Here is a 26,646-nt window from a genome sequence, read left to right on the forward strand (position 1 = left end):
GGCTCGTGGCCGTTCCAGCCTACGGCCGTCCATCCCTCCCGAAGGCCACTATCACGGCATCCTCCGGCGCTCCCGCGTTTTTGCCGAGATCCACCCGATCTTCGAGGAAATACGGGGTTCCGCGTGCCATTGGCACATGACATCGGATACCCACAAGGGGAACAGGCGGGGCCCGCAGACCCTGCGCGCACCCGAGGAGGCCCAACGATGACCAAGACCAGTCCCCGTGCCGAGACCCGTCGGCCCGTCGGGGTCCGGCCACCCGCCCCCGGTCCGGTGCTGACCGCCGTCCCCCCGATCACGGCCACGGCGGGCGATCCGCTGCCCACCCCCCAGCGGGCGGGCGCGCTCCCGCCGGAGACCGCGCCGGTACGGGTCGGCGCGTTCCTGCTGTCCGCGCAGTTCCCCGGGCAGAGCCACCGCGAGGCGCTGGACCGCACCGTCCGGGCCGCCGTCGAGGCCGAACGCGCGGGTCTGGACAGCGTCTGGCTGGCCGAGCACCACTTCGTCCCGTACGGGGTCTGCCCCAACGCCGTCACGCTGGCCGCGCTGCTGCTCGGCCGGACCCGCCGGATCGGCGTCGGCACGGCGGTCAGCGTGCTCTCCACCGCCCACCCGGTGGCGCTCGGCGAGCAGGCCGCGCTGTTGCACCTCACCTCGGACGGGCGCTTCACGCTCGGGGTGGGCCGCGGCGGGCCGTGGATCGACCTGGACGTGTTCGGCGGCGGCGTGGACGCCTTCGAGAGCGGCTTCCCGGAGCGGCTGGACCTGCTGCTGCGCTGGCTGCGCGGCTCCCGGGTGGGCGCGGACGGCCCGCAGTTCGCCTTCCCCGAGGTGGCGGTGGTGCCGCGCGCCACCGAACCGCTCCGCCGCCCCGGGCTGGGCAGCTGGCTCGGTCTCGGCGAGGAGTCCGGCCCGGTGCGCTTCCCGCGCCAGCGCCAGGACGTCGAGGGCCTCGGCGAGGAACTCGACCCGACCGGGCGGCCGGTGGCCGGCCCGCCGATGGTGGTCGCCTGTACCTCGCCGGGCGGGGTGAAGCTCGCCGCCGAGCGCGGCCTGCCGATGCTGCTCGGCATGCACTCCGGCGACGACGACAAGCTGCACATGCTGGAGCTGTACCGCACCGCCTGGCTGGCCGCCGGGCGCGGCGAGGAGCAGCTGCGCCGGGTGAACCGCCGGCACGTCGCGGCCGGGGTGGCGCAGGTCGACGACCGCACCTCGGCGGCCCGGGCCACCCTGCTGAACGCCATGCCGGGCTGGTTCGAGTACGGGCTCGGCGCCCACCGCACCGTGGACGGCCGGGAGCGCAAGATGCGCGACCCGCGGCAGTACACCGAACTCCTCTGCGACCTGCACGCGGTGGGCACGCCGCGGCAGTGCGCCGACCGGCTGCTGGCCACCGCCGAGCGGACCGGCATCCGCCGTTTCGCGCTCCTCGCGGAGGGCAGCGGCGACCGCGAGGCGACGCTGCACAACATCGCCCGGCTCGGCTCCGAGGTACTGCCGCAGCTGGGTTGATCCCGCGCCCGTCCCGGGGCCGGTCCGGGCCGCCGCCCCTCCCCCCGCACCGGGGGACGGGGGCGGCCCGACGACCTTCCGGGTCGGTCGGTACCGGCACCGGATCAGCGGTGCCGTCCGGTCAGCAGTCCCGCAGCTGCTCGGACTGGTTGAGCAGCTGCTCCCGGACCGAGGTGAAGCGCGCGTGCCGCGCCTCGTTGGTCTCCGACGGCAGGAAGACCGCAACCCGGTGACAGTTCTGGAAGGCCAGCCGCACCCCGAAGTGCCGTTGCAGGGCACCCCGGATGGCGTCGCTGGCGAGGGCCCGCAGGAGCTGGCCGCGGGCCTGCTCGCTGGGCGGCGGTACCTGGTTGTCGGCGAAATCGGTACCGTCGACCTTCGCCTGGGCGACCAACGAGCTGATCAGGTCCCAGGCGTACGGCAGCGAGACGCGGACGCAGTCGACGAATTCCCGCTCGTCGACCTCGCCCCGCTCGGCCTTTTCCAGCAGGGCCGGTGAGACGTCGAGCGACATGGATTCTCCTCTCGCGGTCCACCCGCGCGGCGCCCGGGTGGTCATGCGTAGTCCAAGCTCACAGTGAGGGTGGGCGGATCGCGCGTGGTGCCCGGAACACCGTGGAACGGGCGTTTCCGGCACCCTGCGAAAGCGGCGGCGCCACGGGACGTGACGTCCCGGACACCGACCGCACTCGGAACAGCGTGGCAGTCAACGGTGGAGCGGGCCGGTCATTCCAGTGGATTGCTTCGGAAATACGCCGTGGTGCACCAGATTGGCCGGATCCCGTCGGATCGTTCATCTGAAGTCTCCATCCCCGTTGACAGCGATCCCGCATGCGTGCCGTCACACACGGTAGCGACCAGAGGGGATGGGCGCCAGACCGCGACGGGCGGGTAGCGGAATTGCCGAGCCTCCATGTTCGCGGGGTTCGCGCTTTCTTCACCCGGTCGTCGTGGAATCGCATCAACTGGCCCCGGTGGGCTAGCGTGGTCGACCGTGCGTCTCGTAATTGCCCGCTGCTCAGTCGACTATGCCGGTCGGCTCTCCGCCCATCTGCCCTCCGCCACCAGGCTCATCCTGGTCAAGGCCGACGGCAGCGTCAGCATCCACGCCGACGACCGCGCCTACAAGCCGCTCAACTGGATGTCCCCGCCGTGCGCGCTCAAGGAGGCGGACGGGGTCTGGACGGTGGAGAACAAGGCCGGCGAGAAGCTCATCATCACGCTGGAGGAGGTGCTGCACGACTCCTCCCACGAACTCGGGGTGGATCCGGGCCTGATCAAGGACGGCGTCGAGGCGCACCTCCAGGAGCTGCTCGCGGACCGGATGGAGGTGCTCGGCGCCGGCTGGTCCCTGATCCGCCGCGAGTACCCGACCGCGATCGGCCCGGTCGACATCCTCTGCCGCGACTCGGACGGCGCCACGGTGGCCGTCGAGATCAAGCGCCGCGGCGAGATCGACGGCGTCGAGCAGCTCACCCGCTACCTCGAACTCCTCAACCGGGACCCGCTGTTGGCCCCGGTCAAGGGCATCTTCGCCGCGCAGGAGATCAAGCCCCAGGCCCGTGTGCTGGCCACCGACCGGGGCATCGGCTGCGTGGTGCTGGACTACGACGAGCTGCGCGGCATCGACGACGACAAGCTCAAGCTGTTCTGACCGGTCACCGCTGACCGGTCGCTTCTGACCGGTCTCCCCGCAGGCCGGTCACCCCGCGGACGTCGTCGACGTCGGGCTGGGCGTGCCGGTCCCGGTGGCGCTGGTCGTCGGGGTCGCCGTGGCGCTCTGGGTCGGCGAGGGCGAGCTGCTGCTCGGTTTCGGCGAGGGCGACGTCCCGGTGCCGCCGCCACCGCCGGACTGACCGCCGCCGGGCTGGCCACCGCCACCGCCGTTCGAGCTGCCGCCCGGCTGCGGGCCGGGCTGCTGGACCGGCGGCTGCGACTGGCCCGGCGCGGGCGGCTGCGGCTGCTGCGGCGGTGAGCTGTCGGACGGGCTCTCGCTCGCCGACCTGCTCGGCTTCTTCGACGGCGACGCGCTCGGCGAGTGCGACGCGCTCCCGCTCGCCGACGGCTCCGGGCTGGTGCCGTCCGTCGCCGGGGCGGAGCCCGCGGCCGGACCGGCGGTGCCGGTGGTGGCCGGTGCGCTGCCGGTGCGCGGCGCCGGGAGCGGACCGGTCTGGGTGCCGTCCGGATCGTCGAGCCGGCTGTGCGGATCGTTCCCCTGGTGCGGCTCCGGGCCGGTGGCGCTCATCGCCACCGCCGTCCCGAGGGCCCCGAGCGCCAGGACGGGCGCCGACGCGGCGATCACCCGGCGCCTGGTCCCGGACCGCAGGCTGGACGGCACCTTGGCTATCGCTCGGATGACGGGCCGCCGGGAGGGCGCCGACGCGGCGGCCGCGGCGGGCTCCAGCTGCCGGCCGTCGGCGCGCAGCAGGTCCAGCATCCGGCGCGCGGCGGCGACCCCGCGCTGCTCGCCGGCCGCGGCCCGCAGGGTGAGCGCGGTCTCCAGCTCGGCCATCGCCCGGGACGGCTCCCGGACGCAGAACGCGTGCACGCCCGCCTCGTGGTGGAACCAGGCCTGGTCGGTGCCGGAGCCCGTCCGGCGGGCCGCCTCCAGGCCCAGCTGCAGGACCCGCTCCCAGGCGCCCCAGCGCAGCGCCAGCGCCAACGCGGGCGCGGCGGCCCGGGCCAGGCGAACGACCGCGTCGTGCCGGCCGGCGGCCCGGTCCGCGAGCAGGACGCCGATCACCACCTCCGCCTCGGCCGCGACCTGCGCCAGCGACACCGAGCTGTGCCCGACCCACCAGGCAAAGTGCTGGGCCGCGCCGTCCAGGCAGCCGCGGGCCGGCCAGTGCGGGGCGAGCAGGTCGAGCACCCCGGCGGTCAGCCGGTGGTGCCCGCCGATGGACACCGCGAGCCCGGCGTCGGCGAGTTCGGCGAGGGCGCTCTCGCCCTGGCCGACGTCGATCAGCGCGGGCAGGTGCGGCGCGGTGGGGCACTCGCCGCCGAGCGCGACGGCGAGCCGCAGGACGGCCTGCGCGGGCTCGCTCAGCCCCTCGGCGAGCCGGACGGCGGGCGAGGCGGTCTCGGCGACGGACGGCAGCGGGACGGTCCGGCGCAGCGCGTTCTCGCGGACCGCCGGGTCGGGGTCGTGGACGGGCTCCTCGACCGCGCCGAAGACGCCCATCCGGTCCTCCTCGGCGGCGACCAGCGCGTCCACCGAGACGTCCCGCTGGCGCAGCAGCGCGGCGGCCTGGACGAAGCGCAGCGGCAGGCCCTCGGACTCGAACCAGAGGTCGACCGCCCAGGCCTTCTCGGCGACGTCCAGCGGCCGCCCGGCCTGGCGGGCGGCGAGGGCGAGGCAGGCGGAGCGGGAGAGCCCGGCGACCAGGTGGTCCTGCAGCCGGGAGCCGGGCGGCAGCGGCGGGCTGCCCGGGGCCGCCGAGATCAGGAAGGCGCAGCCGGGGGCCGCGGCGAGCAACTCCTCCAGTTCGGCGCCGGACTGCTCGGCGCCGTCGACGACCACGATCGCGCCGACCTCGGCGAGGTGGGCGGCCAGCTGGCCGGGGTCCGGCCGGTAGCCGGGGGCGTGGTGGGTGGCCGCGAAGAGGTCCTGGAGCAGGTCGGCGGCGGTGCGGCGGTGCCCGCAGAGTTGGACGACGCCGCCGGGGGCGAGGTCGGCGGCGGCCTCGGCGACGGCCGACAGCAGCGCGCTGCGGCCCGAGCCGGCCTGGCCGACCAGGCGTATCGAACGGCCCTCGGCGAGCAGGCCGAGGAGTTCGGCGATGTCGGCCTCGCGGTCGAGCAGCGGCAGGTCGGCGGGCCCGGCGCCGAGGGCCAGCGGGCCGACCGCGCGGCCGACGCCGCCGACCGGGCCGCGGGCGGGCTCGCTGCGCTCGATCCGGCGCGGGCGGGGCCGCCACTCCTCGGGGCAGGGCCTGACCTCGGAGCCGTCCGGGGCACCGACGCCGACCAGCAGCCCGCCGGAGACGAGTTCGCCGCCTCGGGTGCGGGCGGCCTCCTGCCGGAACTCCCCGGATGGCTGTGCCACGTTCTGCTCCGCATCGTGCTCGGCCGACGGCGCCCCGCACCGGCCGGCTGACGTCTCGGTCGCGGCCGCGTGCGAGCTGGGGGCAGCTGGCTGAGGCGGCCGTCATCTGACGGGCAGACTCTTGCACATACTGGCCCGGCCGCGCAGGGCGGTCCGGTCCGGGGCTGGACCGGGGCGGCCCCGCGGCCGGTCCGGGTGCTGGTCAGGGGCCTAGAGGATGATCCCGTGGGCCTCGGCGATGCCGCCGTCGACGGCCAGGATGCGGTGCAGCTTGGTGGCCACCAGCAGCCGCTGGAGCTGGGCCGGGACGGAGCGCAGCACCAGCCGGCGGCCGATCCGGCCGGCCCTGCGATGGGTGCCCATGATCACACCGAGGCCGGTGGCGTCCCAGAACTCCAGTCGGGCGAGGTCGAGCACGAGGTCGCCGAAGCCGCCGTCCACGGCCTGGTGCAGCCGGGCCCGGGCATCGGCGGCGGTGCGCACGTCGAGGCGGCCTTCGATGGCCAGCGCCCTGTGGTCGCCGGTGATGCGCATGCTCTCCTCCTTCGCCTGGCCGGTCTGGTAGGGGTTGTTCCGGGGCGGGGTGTCCATCCGGGCGGGCCGTGGCCCCTCGCCCGGGCCCGGTCGGAATGCCGGGTTCCCCCTCATCTGACGGTGAACCAGTACCGCAGGTTGCTGGTTCCGGTCAGATCTGAAGCAACTTCACTCGTCCGAGGGAATATACGCAGTAAGTCTCCACACCTACGCTCGATTACCGCCCAAATCACCCGTGTGCGGCATCCGGCGTGAGGAAACTCACCCGACCCGACCGGGCGGGCGTACGGTGCTCCGACCGCACGGCCCGCCCGGTCGCCCGGCATCGTCGCTCACCTGCTCCGACGGGGGCTCACGCGCCCTGGTACGGGTAGAAGCCGCGTCCGCTCTTGCGGCCGAGGTCACCGGCGGTGACCATGCGCGCCATGATCTCCGGGGCGGCGAACTTCTCGTCCTGGGTCTCGTCGTAGATGTTGCGGGCGGCGTGCAGCAGGATGTCCACGCCGGTCAGGTCGGCGGTCTCCAGCGGGCCCATCGGGTGGCCGAAGCCGAGGCGGCAGGCGGTGTCGATGTCCTCGGCGGTAGCGACGCCCGACTCGTACAGCTTGGCGGCCTCGACGACCAGCGCGGTGATCAGGCGAGTGGTGACGAAGCCGGCCACGTCGCGGTTGACCACCACGACCTCCTTGCCGACGCCCTCGGCGAAGGCCCGGGCCACGGCCAGCGTCTCGTCGCTGGTCTTGTAGCCGCGGACCAGCTCGACCAGCTTCATCAGCGGCACCGGCGAGAAGAAGTGCACGCCGACGACCGACTCGGGGCGCCGGGTCGCGGCCGCGATCCGGGTGATCGGGATGGCGGAGGTGTTGGAGGCCAGCACCGCGCCGTCCTTGGCGAGCTTGTCGAGCTCCCGGAAGACGCCCTCCTTGACCTCCAGCTGCTCGAACACGGCCTCGACCACGATGTCGGCCTCGGCGACGGCGCCCAGGTCGGTGGTGGTGGTGATCCGGCCCAGCGCGGCCTCGGCGTCCTCGGCGCTCAGCCGGCCCTTGGCGACGAACTTGTCGTAGGAGGCGCGGATGCCCGCGAGCCCGCGCTGCAGGGCCTCCTCGGTGACGTCCCGCAGCACCACCGGGTGGCCCGCCTGCGCGGACACCTGGGCGATGCCGGCGCCCATCAGGCCGGCACCGATCACGGCGATCTGCTTGCTGGACGCATTGCTCATGGCTGGGTCTCCCGATGCCGTCGCCGCCCTGGGGCGGGCCCTGAAGGCGGCTCAGGGCAGGGGTCACCGCCATCGAGCCGCGTCGCTCGTTGCCGGGACTCTAATGCCCAATCCGCCCGCGCAGTAGCAATCGGGAGTGTGATCTGCAACCGACCTGGTCAGCCGCCCCAGACCGGCCCCGGTCGGCTGATCGGACAATCAGATGGTCAGCCCCAGGTCCTGCGCCAGGATCGCCGCCTGCACCCGGCTGCGCAGCCGCAGCTTCGCCAGGATCCGGCTGACGTGCGTCTTGGTGGTCGCCTCCGCCATCTCCAGCCGGGCCGCGATCTCACCGTTCGACAGGCCCGCCCCGAGGCAGGCCAGCACCTCCCGCTCGCGCGGGGTCAGCTCGGCCACCGTCGCCCGGGCCTCGGGGCCGACCGACCGCTCCGGGCGGGCGAAGGTGCCGATCAGCCGCCTGGTCACCGAGGGCGCCAGCATGCCGTCCCCGCGCGCCACCGTCCGGATGCCTTCGACCAGGGTGTCCGCCTCCAGGTCCTTGAGCAGGAACCCGGCCGCGCCGGCCCGCAGCGCGCCGTAGACGTACTCGTCCAGGTCGAAGGTGGTCAGCACGAGCACCTGGGCGGCCCCGGCGGCGACCACCTGCCGGGTCGCCGACACGCCGTCCAGCCGGGGCATCTGCACGTCCATCAGCACCACGTCCGGCCGCAGCTCCAGCGCCAGCCGGACGGCCTCCTCGCCGTCGGCGGCCTGCCCGACCACCTCGACGTCCGGCTCGGCCCGCAGGATCATCACCAGCGCCGCCCGTACCGCCGCCTGATCCTCGGCCACCAGCACCCGGATCGTCATGCCCGTCCCTCGCTCTCCCGCCCGCGCGGCAGCACCGCGCGCACGCTCCAGTGCCCGTCCCGCGGGCCCGCCTCGAAGCTGCCGCCGAGCAGCCCGGCCCGCTCCGCCATGCCCACCAGCCCGGCCCGGGCGCCGGGCAGTCCACGGCCGGCCTCGCCGCGGTACGGGCTGTCGACGGCGATCCGCAGCTCCTCGGGCCCGAACTCCAGCCGCAGCCGGACGAGTCCGGGCCCGGCGTGCTTGAGCGCGTTGGTCAGCGACTCCTGGACGATCCGGTACGCGGCCAGGCCGACCGGCACCGGGACGTCCCCGCGCTCGCCGTGCTCGGCCAGGTCGAAGTCCAGCCCGATGTCCTGACCGGCCGCCCTGGCCTTGGCCAGCAGGGCGTCCACGGCGGCGAGGTCGGGCGCCGCGTACGACTCGTCGGCCTCTCCCCCGCCGCTGTCGCGCAGCAGTCCGATCATGCGACGCATTTCGGCCAAACCCTGGACGCTGTTCTCCCGGATCACTGCCAGCACCTCCACCAGCGGGTCGTCCTCGGCCAGCCGACGGCGCCGGGCGACGGACTGCGCACCGGTCGCGTGGATCGCGATCGCCGACAGGTGGTTGGCCACCACGTCGTGCAACTCCCGCGCCATCCTGGCCCGTTCGGCGCCGACGGCCTCGCGCCGGTCCATCTCCGAGAGCAGCGCGGTCTGTTCGGCCCGCAGCCGCTCGGCCTCCGCCTCCTGCCGGTGCTTGCGCACCACGTCGCCGGTCCACACCGGGGCCAGGAAGATCATCGAACCGACCACCGCCACCAGCAGCGCGCCCGCCGTGCCGCCGTAGATCGCCGCGAGCGTCGAGAGCACCAGCACGGTGGACCCGCCGGTCAGGTGCAGCACCCGCGACATCCGGCGGCTGCCGTAGATCACCGCCGCGTACAGCAGGTCGGTGTACATGATCAGCGTCGCCAGCAGGCTGCCGGCGAACAGGCTCGCCGCGAAGGCCAGCCCGCCGACCGACACCGCCAGCACCGGTCTGGTCCGCCGGACCAGCTCCAGCGCCGACATCACCAGCATCGGCGGCAGCACCGCCCACAGCGGCACCTGGCCGGCGCGGTCGTACACCTTGAAGACGATCAGCACCACGCCGCCGAGCAGACCGCAGAGGGCGATCAGCCGGTCCTGCCGGCGCGGGGTGAGGGACGGGAGGGGCACACCCCCATCCCACCATCCCCGGCGGACCGCCCGGCTCCGGTGTGCGGAGGAGCCCGCTACATCGAAAGATGCAGACCGGGACGGCACCGGACGACGACGACACCGGCGGGCGCCCGCGCGAGGCTGGTGACACCGCCGACCCGTCCGGGAGCACATCGTGATCGTCACCCTCATCGTCGCGGCCGAGATCTCCTTCTGGATCCTGCTCGGCCTCGGCCTCGCCGCCCGCTACCTGCTGCGCCGGCGCCGCACCAGCACCGCGCTGCTGATCGGCCTGCCGGTCGTGGACCTCACCCTGTACGTGCTCACCGTGCTCGACCTGCGCGGCGGCGCCACCGCGAGCTGGACGCACGCCCTCGCGGCGAGCTACGCCGGCTTCTCGATCGGGTACGGCCCCTCGCTGGTCCGCTGGGCCGACCGGCACTTCGCGTACCGCTTCGCCGGCGGCCCCAAGCCCCTGCCCTCGCCCAAGTACGGCCCCGAGCGCACCCGGCACGAGTGGCAGATCTGCCGCCGCACGGTGGCCTCGGCGGCGATCACGCTGAGCCTGATCACCCTGTTGGTGCCGCTGTCCGCGGGCGCCGCGCACTACGGCACCTTCCTCCAGTGGTACCTCAAGCTGGGCATCGCCGCGGTGGTCAACGTGATCGTCGCCGGCTGCTACTCGATCTGGCCCAAGCAGCCGCCGGCCGACGCGCACGCGGAGGGCGACCGAACCGTCGAGCGGCCCACCGCCGACGCCGCACAGAAGCGGCTCTAGCGGTTCCAGCCGCTCCAGCGGCCCCAGGGCCTGTCCGGCCGATCCTGCCGGGCCGGCCCTAGCGGTTCTCGCCGGGCACCCAGAGCACGTCGCCGCGCTCCTTGTTGGCCGCCCGGGCCAGGATGAACAGCAGGTCGGAGAGCCGGTTGAGGTACTTCGCGGTCAGCGGGTTGACGGTGTCCCCGTGCTCCGCGATCGCCGCCCAGGTGGCCCGCTCGGCCCGCCGCACCACCGTGCAGGCCAGGTGCAGGTAGGCCGCACCGGGCATGCCGCCGGGCAGGATGAAGCTGCGCAGCTTCTCGACCTGCGCCAGGTAGTGGTCGCAGTCCCCCTCCAGCCGGTCGACGTACGACTGCAGCACCCGCAGCGGCGGGTACTTCGGGTCCTCCACCACCGGCGTGGACAGGTCCGCGCCGACGTCGAACAGGTCGTTCTGGATCCGGACGAGCACGGTGACGACGTCCTCGGGCAGCGATCCGGCGGCGATGGCCACCCCGATCGCCGCGTTCGCCTCGTTAGTGTCGGCGTACGCCACCAGCCGGGGGTCGGTCTTGGTGGTCCGGCTCATGTCGCCGAGCGCGGTGGTGCCGTCGTCGCCGGTACGGGTGTAGATGCGCGTCAGATTGACCATGCGGCCAGCGTAGCCGGGCAGGTTAGGCGGCGTTAACCCTCTGCCCGGACGGCGGATCTGGTCGCTACGCGACGTTGACCCTCCCCCAGCCTCCGGCCGGGGGTGCCCCCATCCCGAGGGTCTCGTCGCTACGCGACGTTGACCCGCTGCCCGGGCGGGGCCGCTTCCAGCCAGGCGAGGAAGCCGGTGAGCGCGTCCTCGCTCATCGCCAGCTCCAGCGGCTCCCCGTTGTGCAGGCAGCGCAGCACCACCGAGCCGGAGAGCAGTGCCAGCTCCTCCTGGCCCTCCGGGTAGCGCCGGCCGAGCACCTCGATCTCCCGGCGGGGCAGCACCCGGCGCGGGCGGGGGGCGTACGAGAAGACCCGGAACCACTCGATCGAGTCGCCGCTGTAGCGGCCGATACCAAAAACCCACCCCTTGCCGTCGGTCTGGGGGGCCGGGGCCGAGGTGGGTTTGCCGTTCTCGTCGAGGTCGGGCTGCGTCGAGGCGTCGGCGGGCATTTTGAGCCGGTAGCTGCAGTCGAACGTGCCGCCGACCCGCTGGATCAAGCGGCGTCGTACCGCGAACGCCACCAGGCCGATCACACCCAGCGCCACGACCGCCGCACACACCACAAGCGCGAGGACCATGCTCACCTACCTCCTCGCTACCCGCGTTCCCCGTATCGGTCGTATCAAGCGACCGCGTTGACCTACCAACTACGACGACAGTCCCGGGGTCACGCTCACGCGTCCCCGGGACCGTCGGTCGACCCCGCTAAACCAGGGTCCGGCGTACTCAGACGTGGGCCTTGAGGCCGCGCGCCGCGAACAGGCGCACCTCGGCACGCCGCTCGGCGTGCTCGTCCAGGTCCGACTTCGCCTTCTCCAGCGCGCGCTCGGCACGGGCGACGTCGATCTCGTCCGCCAGCTCGGCGATCTCCGCGAGCAGAGACAGCTTGTTGTCGGCGAAGGAGATGAAGCCGCCGTGCACCGCGGCGATCACGGTGCCGCCGTCCACCGTGCGGATGGTGACCGGGCCGGTCTCCAGCACGCTCAGCACCGGGGTGTGACCCGGCATGATGCCGGTGTCGCCGGAGGCCGTACGGGCGACGACGATGGTGGCCGCACCGGACCACACCTTGCGGTCGGCTGCGACCAGCTCGACGTGCAGCTCAGCCAACGTGGGCTCCTAGGCTCATGCAACCCCCGATTACTCGGGAGTTTCGGTAAGAATAACGGCCGCGCGCCTCCGGCATGAAACCGGCGGCACGGATTTGACCGGAATCACAGCCGATGCGACGTGAGGGGTGGTCCCCAGGCTCGGGGGCCACCCCTCACGGTCACTCAGCTGCTACCGGCCGCGACTACTTCTTCGCCAGCTCGGCGGCGTTCTTCTCGAGGTCCTCGATGCCACCGCACATGAAGAAGGCCTGCTCCGGGATGGAGTCGTACTTGCCGTCCGCGATCGCGTTGAAGGCCTCGATGGTCTCCGACAGCGGCACGGTCGAACCCTCGACACCGGTGAACTGCTTCGCCACGTAGGTGTTCTGCGAGAGGAAGCGCTCGATGCGACGGGCACGGTGGACCGTGACCTTGTCCTCCTCCGACAGCTCGTCGATACCGAGGATCGCGATGATGTCCTGGAGGTCCTTGTACTTCTGCAGGATCCCCTTGATGCGGAGGGCCGTGTCGTAGTGGCCCTGCGCGATGTACCGCGGGTCGAGGATGCGGGACGTGGAGTCCAGCGGGTCGACGGCCGGGTAGATGCCCTTCTCCGAGATCGGGCGCGACAGAACGGTGGTCGCGTCCAGGTGGGCGAAGGTGGTGGCCGGCGCCGGGTCGGTCAGGTCGTCCGCGGGGACGTAGATCGCCTGCATCGAGGTGATCGAGTGACCGCGGGTCGAGGTGATGCGCTCCTGCAGGAGGCCCATCTCGTCGGCCAGGTTCGGCTGGTAGCCCACCGCGGAGGGCATGCGGCCGAGCAGGGTCGACACCTCGGAACCGGCCTGGGTGAACCGGAAGATGTTGTCGATGAAGAGGAGCACGTCCTGCTTCTCGACGTCGCGGAAGTACTCCGCCATGGTCAGCGCGGAGAGCGCGACGCGCAGACGGGTGCCCGGCGGCTCGTCCATCTGGCCGAAGACCAGCGCGGTCTTGTCCAGAACGCCCGAGTCGACCATCTCGTCGATGAGGTCGTTGCCCTCACGGGTGCGCTCACCGACACCGGCGAACACCGACACACCACCGAAGTTCTCGGCGACGCGGTAGATCATCTCCTGGATCAGCACGGTCTTGCCGACACCGGCACCACCGAACAGACCGATCTTGCCACCCTGGACGTACGGGGTGAGCAGGTCGATGACCTTGATGCCGGTCTCGAACATCTCGGTCTTGGACTCGAGGTCCTTGAAGGCCGGGGCCTTGCGGTGGATCGGCCAGCGGACCTCGACCTGCTTGTCGAACTCCGCCTGGTCGACGTTCAGCACGTCGCCGAGGGCGTTGAAGACCTTGCCCTTGGTGATCTGGCCGACCGGCACGGAGATGGCCGCGCCGGTGTCGGTGACCTGCGCGCCACGGACCAGGCCGTCGGTCGGCTGCATCGAGATGCCGCGGACCACGCCGTCGCCGAGGTGCTGGGCGACCTCGAGGGTCAGGGTCTTCAGACCCGTGCCGTCGGGGTTGTCCACCTCGACGTGCAGGGCGTTGAACATGTCCGGAATCGCGTCGACGGGGAACTCCACGTCGACGACCGGGCCGATGACCCGCGCGACGCGGCCCGTCGCCGTGGTCGGCTCAACAGTGGTGGTCATTCTCATTCGCTCCCGCGGCTAGCGTCGGCGAGGGCGTTGGCACCGCCGACGATCTCGCTGATTTCCTGGGTGATCTCGGCCTGACGGGCCGAGTTGGCAAGCCGCGTGAGCGACTTGATGAGCTCGCCGGCATTGTCCGTCGCGCTCTTCATCGCGCGCCGACGAGCGGCGTGCTCGGAGGCGGCCGACTGCAGCAGCGCGTTGTAGATCCGGCTCTCGACGTACCGCGGCAGCAGCGCGTCGAGGACGCCCTCCGCCGACGGCTCGAAGTCGTACAGCGGGAAGATCTCGGCCTTGGCCGGCCGCTCGTCGCTGAGCTGGACCTCGTCCAGCTTCAGCGGCAGCAGCCGGGCCTCGACCGCGGTCTGCGTCAGCATCGACTCGAACTTCGTCGAGATCAGGTGCAGTTCGTCCACGCCGCCGGTCTCGGCCGTGAAGGCCTCGATCAGGTCGGCCGCGACGGCCTTCGCGTCACCGTACGTCGGCTTGTCGGAGAATCCCGTCCACGACTCCGCGACCTTGAAGTCGCGGAAGGTGTAGTACGAGACGCCCTTGCGGCCGACGATGTACGTCACCACGTCCTTGCCCTCGCCGCGGAGCCGCTCGGAGAGCGTGAGCGCCGCCTTGATGGCGTTGGTCGAGTAACCGCCCGCCAGACCGCGGTCCGCCGTGATCAGCAGGACTGCGGCCGTCTTGGCCTGCGGGTTCTCGGTGGTGAGCGGGTGCTTGGCGTTGGACCGGGTGGCCACCGCCGTCACCGCCCGGGTGAGCTCATCGGCGTACGGGGTGGAGGCGGCCACCGCGCGCTGCGCCTTGACGATGCGCGACGCGGAGATCATCTCCATCGCCTTGGTGATCTTCTTCGTCGCGGTGACAGAGCGGATCCGGCGCTTGTAGACCCGAAGCTGTGCTCCCATGGGTCGTTACGTCCTTTCCCTCGCTACCGGACTCAGGCCTGCTCGCCGAGGAGCTTGCCGTCGGCGGTGGTGAAGCCCTGCTTGAACGAGTCGATCGCGGCGGTCAGCGCGTCGACGGTGCCGTCGGCGAGCAGACCGGTCTCGACGATGCCGGCCAGCAGGTCCTTGTGCTGCAGGCGCACGTGGTCCAGGAACTCGCGCTCGAAGCGGCGGATGTCCGCCACCGGAACGTCGTCCAGCTTGCCGGTGGTGCCGGCCCAGATGGAGACGACCTGCTCCTCGACCGGGAACGGCTGGTACTGACCCTGCTTCAGCAGCTCGACCATCCGCGAACCGCGCTCTAGCTGCGCCTTGGAGGCCGCGTCCAGGTCGGAACCGAAGGCGGCGAAGGCCTCCAGCTCACGGTACTGGGCGAGGTCCAGACGCAGGCGGCCGGCGACCGAGCGCATGGCCTTGATCTGGGCGGAGCCACCGACGCGGGAGACCGAGATACCGACGTTCACGGCCGGGCGGATGCCGGCGTTGAACAGGTCGGACTCCAGGAAGCACTGGCCGTCGGTGATGGAGATGACGTTGGTCGGGATGTACGCCGAGACGTCGTTGGCCTTGGTCTCGATGATCGGCAGACCGGTCATCGAGCCGCCGCCCAGGGCGTCGTTCAGCTTGGCGCAGCGCTCCAGCAGGCGGGAGTGCAGGTAGAAGACGTCACCCGGGTAGGCCTCGCGGCCCGGCGGGCGGCGCAGCAGCAGGGAGACGGAGCGGTAGGCCTCGGCCTGCTTCGACAGGTCGTCGAAGATGATCAGGACGTGCTTGCCGTCGTACATCCACTCCTGGCCGATGGCCGAACCGGTGTACGGGGCGAGGTACTTGAAGCCGGCCGGGTCGGAGGCGGGAGCAGCCACGATGGTGGTGTACTCCAGCGCGCCGGCCTCCTCCAGGGCGCCGCGGACGGACGCGATGGTGGAGCCCTTCTGGCCCACGGCGACGTAGATGCAGCGGACCTGCTTCTTCGGGTCGCCCGAGCGCCAGTTGTCGCGCTGGTTGATGATCGTGTCGACGGCCACCGCGGTCTTGCCGGTCTGGCGGTCACCGATGATCAGCTGGCGCTGGCCGCGGCCGATCGGGGTCATCGCGTCGATGGCCTTGATGCCGGTCTGCAGCGGCTCCTTGACCGACTTGCGGGCCATGACGCCCGGGGCCTGCAGCTCCAGGGCGCGACGACCGGTGGAGGCGATGTCGCCCAGACCGTCGATCGGGTTGCCCAGCGGGTCCACGACGCGGCCGAGGTAGCCGTCGCCGACCGGAACCGAGAGGACCTCGCCGGTGCGGCGCACGGTCTGGCCCTCTTCGATGCCACCGAACTCACCGAGGATGACGACACCGATCTCGCGGGTGTCGAGGTTCAGCGCGAGGCCGAGCGTGCCGTCCTCGAACTTCAGCAGCTCGTTCGCCATGACCGAGGGCAGGCCCTCGACATGCGCGATGCCGTCCGCCGCGTCAGTGACCGTGCCGACCTCTTCCACAGAAGCGGCGTCCGGCTGGTACGACTGGACAAAGTCGGCCAGCGCGTCCCGGATCTCCTCCGGACGGATCGTAAGCTCCGCCATCAGGCTTCCCTGCTCTCCTAGTTTGCGATCCTCGGCCCGCCATTGAGGGCCGCAAGTATTCGACTCTCGGCCGGGTCTGCCGAACCGGCCGTCCGATGTGCCGACTCCATGGGGAGCCGGTTTCCCGACCGAGGGTCGGATGTGCTGCTTCGGTGCTCAGCCTTCGAGCGACTGGCGAGCGCCTTCGAGGCGGCTCGACACGGTGCCCTCGATGATCTCGTCGCCGACCTCGACCCGGACACCGCCGACGACCTCGGGGTCGATGTCGATGTTCAGGTGGACCTGGCGGCCGTACATCCGGCCCAGAGCACCGGACAGGCGCTCCTTCTGGGTGTCCGACAGCGGCACCGCGGTGGTGACCAGGGCCACCACGCGGCCGCGGCGTGCGGCGGCGAGCTTCGAGTAGGACTCCAGGCCCTGCTCCAGGCTACGGCCACGCGGCGCGTTGACGATGGCCGTGACCAGCCGGACGGTGCCCGCCTGGGCGCGGCCGCCGAGCAGCTTGCCGATCAGCGCGGCCTTGGCGGCGGCGCCGGCCTTCGGCTCGGTCAGCGCGGCGCGCAGCTCGTGCGAGCCGCCCACCACCCGGCCGAACCGGAACAGCTCGTCCTCGACGTCGTCCAGGGCGCCGGCCTTGTCCGCGACGATGATCTCGGCGTACGCGGCGAGCTCCTCGATCCCGTCCACCAGGTCGCGCGAGCCCGACCAGCGGGAGCGGACCAGGCCCGACACCAGGTCCACGGTCTCGCCGGAGACCTGACCGGTCAGCAGCGAGGAGACCAGCTGGGCCTTGTCCTGGCCGGACCGGGACGGGTCGGTCAGGACTCGGCGCAGCGACACCTCACGGTCCAGCAGGGCCGTGACGGCGGTGAGCTCCTCGGCGAGCTTGGCCGCGTCCACCGAGGTGGAGTCGGTCAGGCTCTCCAGGTTCTGCCGGCCGGCGGCGAGGGCCTCGCGGCTGGCGCCGATCACTTGGCCGCACCCTGAGCAACGGTGGCCTTGGCCTCCAGCTCGTCCAGGAAGCGGTCGATCACGCCGCTCTGCCGCGCGTGGTCCTCCAGGGACTCACCCACGATGCGGGAGGCCAGCTGGGAGGCCAGCGAACCCACGTCCTGGCGCAGGGCGGCAGTCGCCTGCTTCTTGTCCGCCTCGATCTGGGCGTGGCCGGCGGCGACGATGGCCTCGCGCTGGCGCTGGCCCTCCTCGCGCATCTCGGCGAGCTGGGCGGCGCCCTGCTCGCGAGCCTGCTCGACGATGCGGGCAGCCTCGTGACGCGCCTCGGCGAGCTCGGCGCGGTACTGCTCAAGCAGGGCCTGGGCCTCGGCCTGAGCGGCCTCGGCCCGCTCCATGCCGCCTTCGATGGCGTCCCGGCGCTCCGACAGCACCTTCTCGATGCTGGGGAGGAGCTTCTTGCCGAGCAGGCCGAAGACGATGAAGAAGCAGAGCAGGCCGATGATGATCTCGGGCCACGCGGGCAGGAGAGGATTCATGATCTTCTCCGTCTCCGCAAGCTGAGCCACGACGCTCATATCTGGACCTTCCTCGAAGGGTCTACGGCGGGGATTACTTGGGGCCCTGGCCGAAGACGAACGGCATGACGATGCCGATGAGGGCGAGCGCCTCGGTCAGCGCGAAGCCGATGAACATGTTGGAGCGGATCAGGCCGGCAGCCTCGGGCTGGCGGGCCATCGCCTGCACGCCGTTACCGAAGATGAGACCGACACCGATGCCGGGGCCGATCGCGGCGAGGCCGTAACCGATCGAAGCGACGGAACCGTAGACGCCGACCTCAGCGAGCATGCTCATTGCAGTGTGTCCTTTGCGGGGATGGTGTACCGGTGGTGATTGGCCACCGGGCGTTCCGGGGGTGGTTCAGGAGGGCCGAGGCCCCCTGGCTCAGTGCGCCTCTTCGAGGGCACCGGCGATGTAGCTGCTGGCGAGCATCACGAAGATGTAGGCCTGCAGGAACTGGACCAGCAGCTCGAAGGCGGTCAGGCCGACGGCGACGACGAACGAGGCCGAGCCGTAGAGCGCGCCCAGGGACGGGCTGAGCAGGTACCAGGAGGCGACGGAGAACATCACGACCAGCAGGTGGCCCGCGAACATGTTCGCGAAGGCTCGGACCGCGAGCGTGAAGGGGCGCACGAAGATGTTCGAGAAGAACTCGATCGGCACCAGGATGAACATGACCCAGCCGGGGATGCCCGAGGGCCAGCAGAGGTTCTTGAGACCGCCGACGAAGCCGTGCTTCTTGAAGGTCAGCGTCATGTAGGTGATCCACACGACCGCCGCGAGGCCGGCCGGGAACGCGATCGCCGCCGTCACGGGGAACTGTGCGAACGGGATGATCGACATGATGTTCATCAACCAGATGAAGAAGAACATCGAGACGAGCATCGGGACGTACTTCTCGCCCTTCTTGCCGATCGTCTCCAGCACGATGGAGCGCTTGACGAAGTCGTAGCCGATCTCGCCGACCAGCTGCAGCTTGCCGGGGACCAGGCGCGGCTTGGCGAAGGCGGCCCAGAAGAAGACGACGACCAGCAGCGCGACGATGATCGACAGCAGCATCGGCTTGTTGAACTCGATGCTGCCGATCGAGAAGATCGGCTTGAACTGGAACTCGTTCAGACCCGGGGCCGGGAAGCCGCAGCCAGCGTCCCCGAAGTGGCAACTGCCTGAGGCGAGGAACGTGAGCTGATCAGCACTCACCACGGACTCCTTCGTCGTGACGCATGGTTACGGCAACCTCGGTGTGTCGGCGTGGCCTGCGACCACGGAGCGGCACTGGAACTTGATGGGTTTCTCGCCGATCCCGCGCGACGGTGCGCCGCACCACAGCGGGATCATCGAAGACTGCGCGGATCCGGGGGGCGATCCGTCCGCTGTTCGGACAGACCTGGCCGCTTCCCGTACTCCGTTGTTGCGACGGACGATAGCAGTCCGTCAGTGCGGCATAAACACCGCCCCCCTCGTTGGGGGGACAGTCAGGCCTCGTCACTGTTGACGCCCCGAGTCGGAAGGCTTGTCACCCTTCTTTTCCGAGGCGTCGGGGTCGACGTAGAAGGTCTTGGCCTTCAGCGCGCCGCGCACCTGGAACCCCGTCCAGATCAGCGCGCAGCCGAGCAGCGTGAAGGCGAAGGCCTGCCGGTTGAAGAGCTCGGTGTTCTTGAAGACGGCCAGGACGATGCCGACCAGCAGGATCTGGGTGGTGTACACCAGGAGCGCCGCGGCCATCATGATCTGCGGGTTCGACCTGGTCAGGCGGTCGAGCGCGAACTGGCCGGAACTGAAGAAGGCCATCACCAGCAGTGCGCCGAAGAGGGCGCCGAGCAGCCCCTTCCCGCCGGCGACGGCGAACGAGATCGCCATGGCGATAATCCCGGCGGCCGCAGTGGGAATCGCGGCGCCTCGGAGGATCCGGGCGTCGGTGGACGGCATGTCGGCAGCTCCGGCGGCATGTCGATGTGGCGGGGGACGGGGCACAGAAGGTGGTGGGTGACACCGAACCGAGAGGCCGCCGCCCGGGCCGCCCGCTTGAGCGGCGGGCCCGTCGAGGGAGACCGACCAGGGACGGAAGTCCTCCACCTGTCAGGTCTTTCGGCGTGTTCTCGGTACTCGTGAACGGTATCACAAACTATTTGATGAGAGCTTTACCATGAATGTGTGGCACCTGTCACACCGACGGCGCAACGGTACAGCCGAACGGGTGAGGCCATTTGACGCAAGCTCAACTGCCTTGCTACCGGCGGCCGGTGGATCGACCGTGGTGGTCGCCGAGCGCCGAGGACCCCCGACCGGCTTCACCGAGAAGTTCCTTGTCCTTCGCCGACAGTTCAGCCATCGGCGCGGACTGCTGCCTGCGGTAGCGCGGCGGGACGAAGGACTGCACCGCCCTCGGCGCGCGCGGCCGGAACCGCGGCGTCAGCAGCACCACCAGGCCGACCAGGCAGAGCCCGGCGAGCGTCAGCACCACCGTGCGGCCGGTGTTGGTCACCGAGAAGGCCACCGTGCCGAAGGCGATCAGCGCGGCCCAGAAGTACATGATCAGCACGGCCCGGCTGTGCGAGTGCCCGACCTGGAGCAGCCGGTGGTGCAGGTGGCGCTTGTCCGCGGCGAACGGCGACTGGCCGGCCCAGGTGCGGCGCACCACCGCGAGCAGCAGGTCCGCCAGCGGCAGCGCGATGACCGTCAGCGGCAGCAGCAGCGGGATGTAGATCGGCACCAGGGCGTGCACGGTCGCGGTCTGCGAACCGGTCTCGCTGGTGATCAGGTCCGGGTCGACGCGGCCGGTGATGGAGATCGCGGCGACGGCGAGCATCAGGCCCAGCATCATCGAGCCGGAGTCGCCCATGAAGATCCGCGCGGGGTGCATGTTGTGCGCCAGGAAGCCCAGGCACATCCCGATCAGCAGCACGCTGAACAGCACCGCGGGCGCCGCGTCGGTGATCGTGTAGCCGTACCAGAGCCGGTAGCTGTACAGGAAGAACGCCATCGCGGCGATGCAGACCATGCCGCCCGCCAGGCCGTCCAGGCCGTCGATGAAGTTCACCGCGTTGACCATGACGACGACCAGGGTGACCGAGATGACCATGCCCTGGGTGGGGCTCACCGCGACCGCGCCGACACCGGGCACCGGGAGGGTGATCACCGTGACGCCCTGCCAGACCATCACACCGGCGGCGATCATCTGGCCGCCGAGCTTCACCAGCGCGTCCACGCCCCACTTGTCGTCGAGCACCCCGAGCAGCCACATGATCCCGGCGCCGGACAGCAGCGCGCGGATGTCGGTGCCCTGGGAGAACACCTTGCTCAGGTTGTCCAGCTGCGAGGCGACCAGGATGCCCGCGCACAGCCCGCCGAACATGGCGATCCCGCCGAGCCGGGGCGTCGGTTCGCGGTGCACGTCCCGGGCGCGGACCGGCGGCATGGCGCCGGCCGCGATGGCGAACTTCCGGACCGGGCCGGTCAGCAGGTAGGTGACGGCGGCGGTGCAGAACAGCACCAGCAGATACTCACGCACCACCGGCCTCCTGCGTCACTGTCCAACGGGGAGGTACCGAAGGTACTCCCCTGCCTTCCCGGGGTTCGAGGTGCGTCGCCACGCCTCACACCTTATTGAGTCGGACGCCCGAGGCGTGCATCGCGGTTCGCTCTCCCGGGTAGGAGATTCGGTTACCCGGGGCCGGGCGTGCGTCACCGCCGGTCGGCGAAGGCCAGGGCCAGCTCCCGGACCCGCTCGCCCACCCGCGCGCCCGTACCCCCGGCGAGCACCTGCGCGATCAGCCCGGCGATCTCGGCCAGTTCCGCCTCGCCCATCCCCTGGCTGGTCACCGTGCCGGTCCCCAGCCGGATCCCGGAGGCCTCGGCCGCCGGCGCCGGGTCGTACGGCAGTGCGCACTTGCCGAGCAGCAGCCCGGCCGCCGCGCAGCGCCGCTCGGCCTCCACGCCGGTGACGCCCAGCGGGCGCACGTCCGCCGTCACCAGGTGGGTGTCGGTACCGCCGGTCGACGGGCGCATCCCGGCCTCCGCGAGCCCCGCCGCCAGCACCCGTGCCCCCGCCACCGTCCGCTGCGCGTAGGCCCGGTAGCCGGGTGTACGGGCCTCGGCCAGCGCCACCGCCTTGCCCGCCACCTCGTTCATCGCCGCCCCGCCCTGACTGAACGGGAACACCGCCCGGTCGATCCGCTCGGCCAGCTCCGCGGTGGACAGCAGCAGGCCCCCGCGCGGACCGCGCAGCAGCTTGTGGGTGGCCGCCACGGTGACGTCCGCGTAGGGCACCGGGGAGGGCGCCACCCCGGCCGCGACCAGGCCGGTGGTCTGCGCGATCGAGGCGATCAGATAGGCGTCCACCTCGTCGGCGATCTCCCGGAACGCGGCCCAGTCCGGGTGCCGGGGGTGGGAGATCGAGCCCGCCACGATCGCCTTCGGACGGTGCGTGCGGGCCAGGTCGCGCACCTGGTCCAGGTCGATCAGACCGTCGCCCTCGCGCACCCCGTAGCCGGTGAAGGCGAACCAGCGGCCGGAGAAGTTCGCCCGCGACCCGCAGCTGAGGTGGCCGCCGTGCTCCAGCGACATCGCCAGCACCCCGTCACCGGGCCGCAGCAGCGCCGCGTACACCGCCAGCATCGCCGAAGTCGCCGACCGGGGCTGGACGTTGGCGTGCGGGGCGGAGAACAGCTCGCGGGCCCGGTCGATCGCCAGCAGCTCGGCGGCGTCCGCGAGGGCGCAGCCGGTGTGGTGCCGATGGCCCGGGTAGCCCTCGGCGTACTTGTCGATCAGCGGGCCGGACAGCGCCGCCAGGACGGCCGGGGAGGTCAGGTTCTCCCCCGCCAGCAGCTGGATCGTCTCGGCCCGCCGCTCGGCCTCGGCCGCCAGCAGGTCGGCCACCTGCGGATCCGCCCGGTACAGCGCCTCGGAGGCCCACGGGCGCCCCCTGGTCGCGGGCGGGCCGGTCGGGACGGTCGGGACGGTCGGGACGTCGATGACGGTCATGGCGGGGCTCCGGGGCGGCGTGGGGGCGCCTCCCGGCGTGGGGGGCCGGGAAGGGGTCGGTTCCTCCAGCGTAGGACCGGCCGGGGCGGGTGGCTCGCCGACGCGGGGCCATTCGGCGCTCGTCGGCCGGGGCGGCGGGGCGGCGGGCGACCGGCGGCGCGCTCACGCCGCGGGCGGATCAGCGCAGCGCGAGCGGTCAGCGCAGCGCGGGCACGCCGGTGAGCGCGGTGACCACCGGGTCGACCGCGTGGAATATCTCCTCGCCGCAGTTGCGGAACATGCCGATCGGCGCTCCGTACGGGTCGTCCAGCTCGTCGGACTCCGGGGTGGCGGCGAGCAGCCAGCCGCGCAGCGCGGCGGCCGCCCGGACCAGGGCGCGGGCACGCTCGGTGACGTCGGCGCCGCGGCGCGGGTCGGGCAGGGTGCCCGGGTCGATCGTCCGCACCAGGCGGGTGAACTCCTTCAGCGTGAAGGTGCGCAGGCCCGCCTCGTGGCCCATCGAGATGACCTGGGCGCGGTGGTCCAGGGTCGCGGTGAGCACCAGGTCGGCCTCGACCACGTGCTCGTCCAGCAGCTCACGGCCGGTGAAGCCCCCGCTGTCGGCGCCGTACTCGTTCAGCACGGTCGCCGCGTGGTCCTCCATCGGCGCGCCCACGTGGCCCCAGGTGCCGGCGCTCTCCACCAGGATCCGTCCGGCGACCCGGGGGCTGAGCCGGGTGTCCAGCTCACGCCGGGTGAGCCGCTCGGCTATCGGCGAGCGGCAGATGTTGCCGGTGCAGACGAACAGGATCCGGAAGTGGTCCAGCGGCCTGGGGCCCACGCTCAGGTACGGCGCTATGCCGGGCCCGGCATGGAGCGAGGCGGTGGGCGTCAACTGCCGGCCTCCAGGTCGGGGACGACCTCCCTCAGCTGCTCGACGCTGATCGCGCCAGCCCGCAGCAGGACCGGGACCTTGCCCGTGACGTCGACGATGGACGAGGCGGTCGCGTGCTCCGCCTGCCCGCCGTCCAGGTAGACCGAGATGGCGTCGCCGAGCTGCGCCTGCGCCTCGTCGCAGGTGGACGGGGACGGGCCGCCGGTCCGGTTGGCGCTGGAGACGGCGAGCGGGCCGGTGGCGTTCAGCAGCTCGATGGCGACCGGGTGCAGCGGCATCCGGACGGCGACGGTGCCGCGGGTCTCGCCGAGGTCCCAGCGCAGCGAGGGCTGGTGCTTGGCGACCAGGGTGAGCCCGCCGGGCCAGAACGCGTCGACCAGCTCCCAGGCCTGCTCGGAGAAGTCGGTGACCAGGCCGTGCAGGGTGGTCGGCGAGCCGACCAGGACGGGCGAGGGCATGTTGCGGCCGCGGCCCTTGGCGGCCAGCAGGTCCCCGACGGCCTCCGGGGAGAAGGCGTCCGCGCCGACCCCGTACAGGGTGTCGGTGGGCAGCACGACGAGTTCGCCGCGGCGGATGGCCGAGGCGGCCTCACGCAGGCCGGTGGCACGGTCCCCGGTGTCGGCACAGTCGTAGCGGCGGCTCATCGGTGCGGTCCCCTTCCGGAATGGCTCATCACAGCGTTCACAGCACGGTCGTCACGGTGCGGCCCGGCGAGCGGCGGTCGTGCGCTCGCCCGTTCACAACGACGCCCTGCGGGCGGTGGTGAAACGCGGCCGGTTGTTGAGGTCACGGTGGTCGGCGGTGTCCGTCCAGCCGCGTTCCTCGTTGAAGATCCACGGGACCTGCCCGCCCTGCTGGTCGGCGTGCTCGATCACCACCGCGCCCCCGGGGCGCAGCAGCCGGGCGGCCACCCGCTCGATGCCGCGGATGGTGTCCAGGCCGTCCTCACCGGAGAACAACGACATCTGCGGGTCGTGGTCGCGGGCCTCCGGTGCGACGTACTCCCACTCGGTGAGCGGGATGTACGGCGGGTTGGAGATCACCAGGTCGAAGCGGCCGTCCCAGGAGCGGTCGTCGGCGAAGGCCCGGGTGGCGTCGCCGGCGTGCAGGGTGACCCGGGCGCGGTCGGGACTGGCCTCGATGTTGCGCCGGGTGTACTGCAGCGCGCCCTCGTCGAGTTCGAAGGCGTGCACGGTCGAGCGCGGCAGCTCCTGGGCCAGGGCGAGCGCGATGGCGCCGGAGCCGGAGCACAGGTCGACGACCAGCGGCTCGGCCACGTCCATGTCGCGGACGGCGTCTATGGCCCACTCGACGACCGTCTCGGTCTCCGGCCGGGGCACGAACACCCCGGGGCCGACCTCCAGTTCGAGGTAGCGGAAGAACGCCCGCCCGGTGATGTGCTGGAGCGGCTCGCGCGCCTCGCGGCGGGAGACGGCCTCCCAGTAGCGGGCGTCGAAGTCGGCGTCCTGCACCGTGTGCAGCTGGCTGCGCTTGACGTTGTGGACGTAGGCGGCGAGTTCCTCCGCGTCGAAGCGCGGCGACGGCACGCCGGCCGCGGCCAACCGCTGGGTGGCCTGGGCCACCTCGGCGAGCAGCAGGTTCATCCGTACGACCTCTTGTTTCTGCGCTCCGGCTCGCGCCGTCGCTCGGGCTGGGGCGCGCCGGTCTCAGTTCTGTTGGGCCGAGGCGAGCTTGGCCGCCGCGTCCGCGTCGACGCAGGACTGGATCACCGCGTTCAGTTCGCCGTCCAGGACCTGGTCCAGGTTGTACGACTTGAACCCCGTGCGGTGGTCCGAGATGCGGTTCTCGGGGTAGTTGTACGTCCGGATCCGCTCGGAGCGGTCCACCGTACGGACCTGGCTGCGACGCGCGTCCGAGGCCTCGCGCTCGGCCTCCTCCTGCGCGGCGGCCAGCAGCCGCGACCGCAGGATGCGCATCGCCTGCTCCTTGTTCTGCAGCTGGCTCTTCTCGTTCTGGCAGGACGCCACGATACCGGTCGGCAGGTGGGTGATCCGGACCGCCGAGTCGGTGGTGTTGACCGACTGGCCGCCGGGGCCGGAGGAGCGGTAGACGTCGATCCGCAGGTCGTTGGCGAGGATCTCGACCTCGACCTCCTCCGCCTCGGGGGTGACCAGCACGCCCGCCGCGGAGGTGTGGATGCGGCCCTGGGACTCGGTGGCGGGGACGCGCTGCACGCGGTGCACGCCGCCCTCGTACTTCAGCCGGGCCCAGACGCCCTGGCCGGGCTCGGCGTTGCCCTTGGTCTTCACGGCCACCGAGACGTCCTTGTAGCCGCCGAGGTCGGACTCGTTGGCGTCGATGATCTCGGTCTTCCAGCCGATCCGCTCGGCGAAGCGCAGGTACATCCGGAGCAGGTCGCCGGCGAACAGCGCGGACTCCTCGCCGCCCTCACCCGCCTTGATCTCCAGGATGACGTCCTTCTCGTCGCTCGGGTCGCGCGGCACGAGCAGCAGCCGCAGTTCCTCGGTCAGCCCCTCGCGGCGCTGCTCGCCGTCCTTCACCTCGGCGAGGAACTCCGGGTCCTCGGCGGCGAGTTCACGCGCGGCCTCGATGTCCTCGCCGGCCTGTCGCCACTGCCGGTAGACCCGGGTGATCGGGGTCAGCTCGGCGTACCGCTTGGCCAGCTTGCGGGCGTTGGCCTGGTCGGCGTGGACGGACGGGTCGGCCAGCCTCTTCTCGAGGTCGGCGTGCTCGACGAGGAGCTCTTCGACTGCCTCGAACATGGAGTGGGCCTTCTTCCCGTGAGAACCGTTGAGAACCGGTCGGTCGTACCGACCGGCGGTGTGGCGCGCGAACGCCGGGGGACGCGAACGGCGCCGGCCCCCAGCGCCCCCGGAACGAGTACGGGGGCACCGGGAACCGGCGCCGAGGGAGCGCTAGGCCTTCGCGCTGTGCTGCTTGCCGAAGCGGGCCTCGAAGCGGGCCACGCGGCCACCGGTGTCGAGGATCTTCTGCTTGCCGGTGTAGAACGGGTGGCACTGCGAGCAGACCTCGGCGCGGATCTCGCCGCTGGTCTCGGTCGAGCGGGTGGTGAACTCGGCACCGCAGGTGCAGGTCACACGGGTGACCACGTACTCGGGGTGAACGTTGGGCTTCAAGGGGTTCTCCTAGTTTTCGGGAGGGCACCGGGTCGGCGGCTGGAGCGCCGCACGTGAACCGGGACCGACGGACCAGTCTGCCAGG

27 protein-coding genes are annotated in these 26,646 nt (G+C 71.8%); 3 read left to right on the plus strand and 24 right to left on the minus strand.

Annotation, left to right across the window (positions count from 1 at the left end):
• The first annotated feature begins 207 nt into the window (after positions 1-207).
• Positions 208-1,518 carry an LLM class flavin-dependent oxidoreductase gene (locus tag ACIOJE_RS05610; RefSeq protein ID WP_280676001.1) on the plus strand — a complete coding sequence of 437 codons (1,311 nt, stop codon included), beginning with the start codon at positions 208-210 and terminating at the stop codon, positions 1,516-1,518.
• A gap of 121 nt (positions 1,519-1,639) precedes the next feature.
• Here ACIOJE_RS05610 and ACIOJE_RS05615 read toward each other — a convergent pair whose 3' ends face one another.
• The gene (locus tag ACIOJE_RS05615) at positions 1,640-2,032 is read right to left on the minus strand and encodes an SCO5389 family protein (protein ID WP_280676003.1); all 393 of its coding nucleotides are present in this window, start codon (positions 2,030-2,032) and stop codon (positions 1,640-1,642) included.
• Between the two features lie 480 nt (positions 2,033-2,512).
• Between ACIOJE_RS05615 and nucS the strand changes: the two genes are divergently transcribed.
• A complete protein-coding gene (nucS, locus tag ACIOJE_RS05620) occupies positions 2,513-3,172 on the plus strand; it encodes an endonuclease NucS (RefSeq protein ID WP_280676005.1) in 660 nt (219 codons plus the stop codon).
• Positions 3,173-3,220: 48 nt separating this feature from the next.
• Here the strand turns inward: nucS and ACIOJE_RS05625 are convergent, their stop codons facing one another.
• From ACIOJE_RS05625 to ACIOJE_RS05645, 5 genes are all read right to left on the minus strand, one after another.
• Positions 3,221-5,563 carry an ATP-binding protein gene (locus ACIOJE_RS05625; RefSeq protein ID WP_400773560.1) on the minus strand — a complete coding sequence of 781 codons (2,343 nt, stop codon included), beginning with the start codon at positions 5,561-5,563 and terminating at the stop codon, positions 3,221-3,223.
• Between the two features lie 210 nt (positions 5,564-5,773).
• A complete protein-coding gene (locus ACIOJE_RS05630) occupies positions 5,774-6,097 on the minus strand; it encodes an STAS domain-containing protein (protein ID WP_280676598.1) in 324 nt (107 codons plus the stop codon).
• A 352-nt stretch (positions 6,098-6,449) separates the two neighbouring features.
• A complete protein-coding gene (locus ACIOJE_RS05635; protein ID WP_280676009.1) occupies positions 6,450-7,319 on the minus strand; it encodes a 3-hydroxyacyl-CoA dehydrogenase family protein in 870 nt (289 codons plus the stop codon).
• 198 nt (positions 7,320-7,517) lie between these two features.
• Positions 7,518-8,168: a response regulator transcription factor gene (locus ACIOJE_RS05640; RefSeq protein ID WP_280676011.1), complete on the minus strand. Its 651-nt coding sequence runs from the start codon at positions 8,166-8,168 to the stop codon at positions 7,518-7,520.
• Positions 8,165-9,367: a sensor histidine kinase gene (locus ACIOJE_RS05645; protein WP_280676013.1), complete on the minus strand. Its 1,203-nt coding sequence runs from the start codon at positions 9,365-9,367 to the stop codon at positions 8,165-8,167. The genes ACIOJE_RS05640 and ACIOJE_RS05645 overlap by 4 nt, the downstream gene beginning before the upstream one ends.
• 157 nt (positions 9,368-9,524) lie before the next feature.
• Between ACIOJE_RS05645 and ACIOJE_RS05650 the strand changes: the two genes are divergently transcribed.
• Positions 9,525-10,127, plus strand: coding sequence for a hypothetical protein (locus ACIOJE_RS05650; protein ID WP_400773565.1), 603 nt, complete (start codon positions 9,525-9,527; stop codon positions 10,125-10,127).
• 58 nt (positions 10,128-10,185) lie between these two features.
• Here ACIOJE_RS05650 and ACIOJE_RS05655 read toward each other — a convergent pair whose 3' ends face one another.
• The 18 genes from ACIOJE_RS05655 to rpmE form a co-directional block, all read right to left on the minus strand.
• Positions 10,186-10,758 carry a cob(I)yrinic acid a,c-diamide adenosyltransferase gene (locus ACIOJE_RS05655; RefSeq protein ID WP_280676017.1) on the minus strand — a complete coding sequence of 191 codons (573 nt, stop codon included), beginning with the start codon at positions 10,756-10,758 and terminating at the stop codon, positions 10,186-10,188.
• Positions 10,759-10,886: 128 nt separating this feature from the next.
• Positions 10,887-11,387, minus strand: a complete 501-nt coding sequence (locus tag ACIOJE_RS05660) for a DUF2550 domain-containing protein (RefSeq protein ID WP_400773568.1) — start codon at positions 11,385-11,387, stop codon at positions 10,887-10,889.
• Positions 11,388-11,535: 148 nt separating this feature from the next.
• Positions 11,536-11,919: a F0F1 ATP synthase subunit epsilon gene (locus ACIOJE_RS05665; protein WP_280676020.1), complete on the minus strand. Its 384-nt coding sequence runs from the start codon at positions 11,917-11,919 to the stop codon at positions 11,536-11,538.
• A 184-nt stretch (positions 11,920-12,103) separates the two neighbouring features.
• Positions 12,104-13,549, minus strand: a complete 1,446-nt coding sequence (gene atpD, locus ACIOJE_RS05670) for a F0F1 ATP synthase subunit beta (RefSeq protein WP_280676022.1) — start codon at positions 13,547-13,549, stop codon at positions 12,104-12,106.
• Positions 13,550-13,551: 2 nt separating this feature from the next.
• A complete protein-coding gene (locus ACIOJE_RS05675) occupies positions 13,552-14,466 on the minus strand; it encodes a F0F1 ATP synthase subunit gamma (protein ID WP_280676024.1) in 915 nt (304 codons plus the stop codon).
• A 32-nt stretch (positions 14,467-14,498) separates the two neighbouring features.
• Complete coding sequence (atpA, locus tag ACIOJE_RS05680; protein WP_280676026.1) at positions 14,499-16,073, minus strand: F0F1 ATP synthase subunit alpha; 1,575 nt, start codon at positions 16,071-16,073, stop codon at positions 14,499-14,501.
• Between the two features lie 156 nt (positions 16,074-16,229).
• Complete coding sequence (locus tag ACIOJE_RS05685; RefSeq protein WP_280676028.1) at positions 16,230-17,045, minus strand: F0F1 ATP synthase subunit delta; 816 nt, start codon at positions 17,043-17,045, stop codon at positions 16,230-16,232.
• Positions 17,042-17,602, minus strand: coding sequence for a F0F1 ATP synthase subunit B (locus ACIOJE_RS05690; RefSeq protein ID WP_280676029.1), 561 nt, complete (start codon positions 17,600-17,602; stop codon positions 17,042-17,044). Before ACIOJE_RS05690 ends, ACIOJE_RS05685 begins: the two co-directional genes overlap by 4 nt.
• Positions 17,603-17,636: 34 nt before the next feature.
• The gene (gene atpE, locus ACIOJE_RS05695; RefSeq protein WP_030302757.1) at positions 17,637-17,879 is read right to left on the minus strand and encodes an ATP synthase F0 subunit C; all 243 of its coding nucleotides are present in this window, start codon (positions 17,877-17,879) and stop codon (positions 17,637-17,639) included.
• Between the two features lie 90 nt (positions 17,880-17,969).
• Positions 17,970-18,785, minus strand: a complete 816-nt coding sequence (atpB, locus tag ACIOJE_RS05700) for a F0F1 ATP synthase subunit A (protein WP_280676033.1) — start codon at positions 18,783-18,785, stop codon at positions 17,970-17,972.
• 285 nt (positions 18,786-19,070) lie between these two features.
• A complete protein-coding gene (locus ACIOJE_RS05705) occupies positions 19,071-19,514 on the minus strand; it encodes a hypothetical protein (protein ID WP_280676035.1) in 444 nt (147 codons plus the stop codon).
• Positions 19,515-19,815: 301 nt separating this feature from the next.
• Positions 19,816-21,096, minus strand: coding sequence for an MraY family glycosyltransferase (locus tag ACIOJE_RS05710; RefSeq protein ID WP_280676037.1), 1,281 nt, complete (start codon positions 21,094-21,096; stop codon positions 19,816-19,818).
• A gap of 173 nt (positions 21,097-21,269) precedes the next feature.
• Entirely contained in the window at positions 21,270-22,568 is a 1,299-nt protein-coding gene (glyA, locus tag ACIOJE_RS05715; RefSeq protein ID WP_280676039.1) for a serine hydroxymethyltransferase, read from the minus strand.
• Positions 22,569-22,764: 196 nt separating this feature from the next.
• Entirely contained in the window at positions 22,765-23,406 is a 642-nt protein-coding gene (locus ACIOJE_RS05720) for a protein-tyrosine-phosphatase (RefSeq protein ID WP_280676600.1), read from the minus strand.
• 32 nt (positions 23,407-23,438) lie between these two features.
• Complete coding sequence (locus tag ACIOJE_RS05725; protein WP_280676041.1) at positions 23,439-24,086, minus strand: L-threonylcarbamoyladenylate synthase; 648 nt, start codon at positions 24,084-24,086, stop codon at positions 23,439-23,441.
• Positions 24,087-24,179: 93 nt separating this feature from the next.
• A complete protein-coding gene (gene prmC, locus ACIOJE_RS05730) occupies positions 24,180-25,046 on the minus strand; it encodes a peptide chain release factor N(5)-glutamine methyltransferase (RefSeq protein ID WP_280676043.1) in 867 nt (288 codons plus the stop codon).
• A 63-nt stretch (positions 25,047-25,109) separates the two neighbouring features.
• Entirely contained in the window at positions 25,110-26,186 is a 1,077-nt protein-coding gene (prfA, locus tag ACIOJE_RS05735) for a peptide chain release factor 1 (protein ID WP_280676045.1), read from the minus strand.
• Between the two features lie 153 nt (positions 26,187-26,339).
• Positions 26,340-26,561, minus strand: coding sequence for a 50S ribosomal protein L31 (gene rpmE, locus ACIOJE_RS05740; RefSeq protein WP_030057539.1), 222 nt, complete (start codon positions 26,559-26,561; stop codon positions 26,340-26,342).
• Between the last annotated feature and the right edge of the window lie 85 nt (positions 26,562-26,646).

The sequence above is a fragment of the Kitasatospora sp. NPDC087861 genome (assembly GCF_044742585.1).
In the GTDB taxonomy this organism is placed as follows: domain Bacteria; phylum Actinomycetota; class Actinomycetes; order Streptomycetales; family Streptomycetaceae; genus Kitasatospora.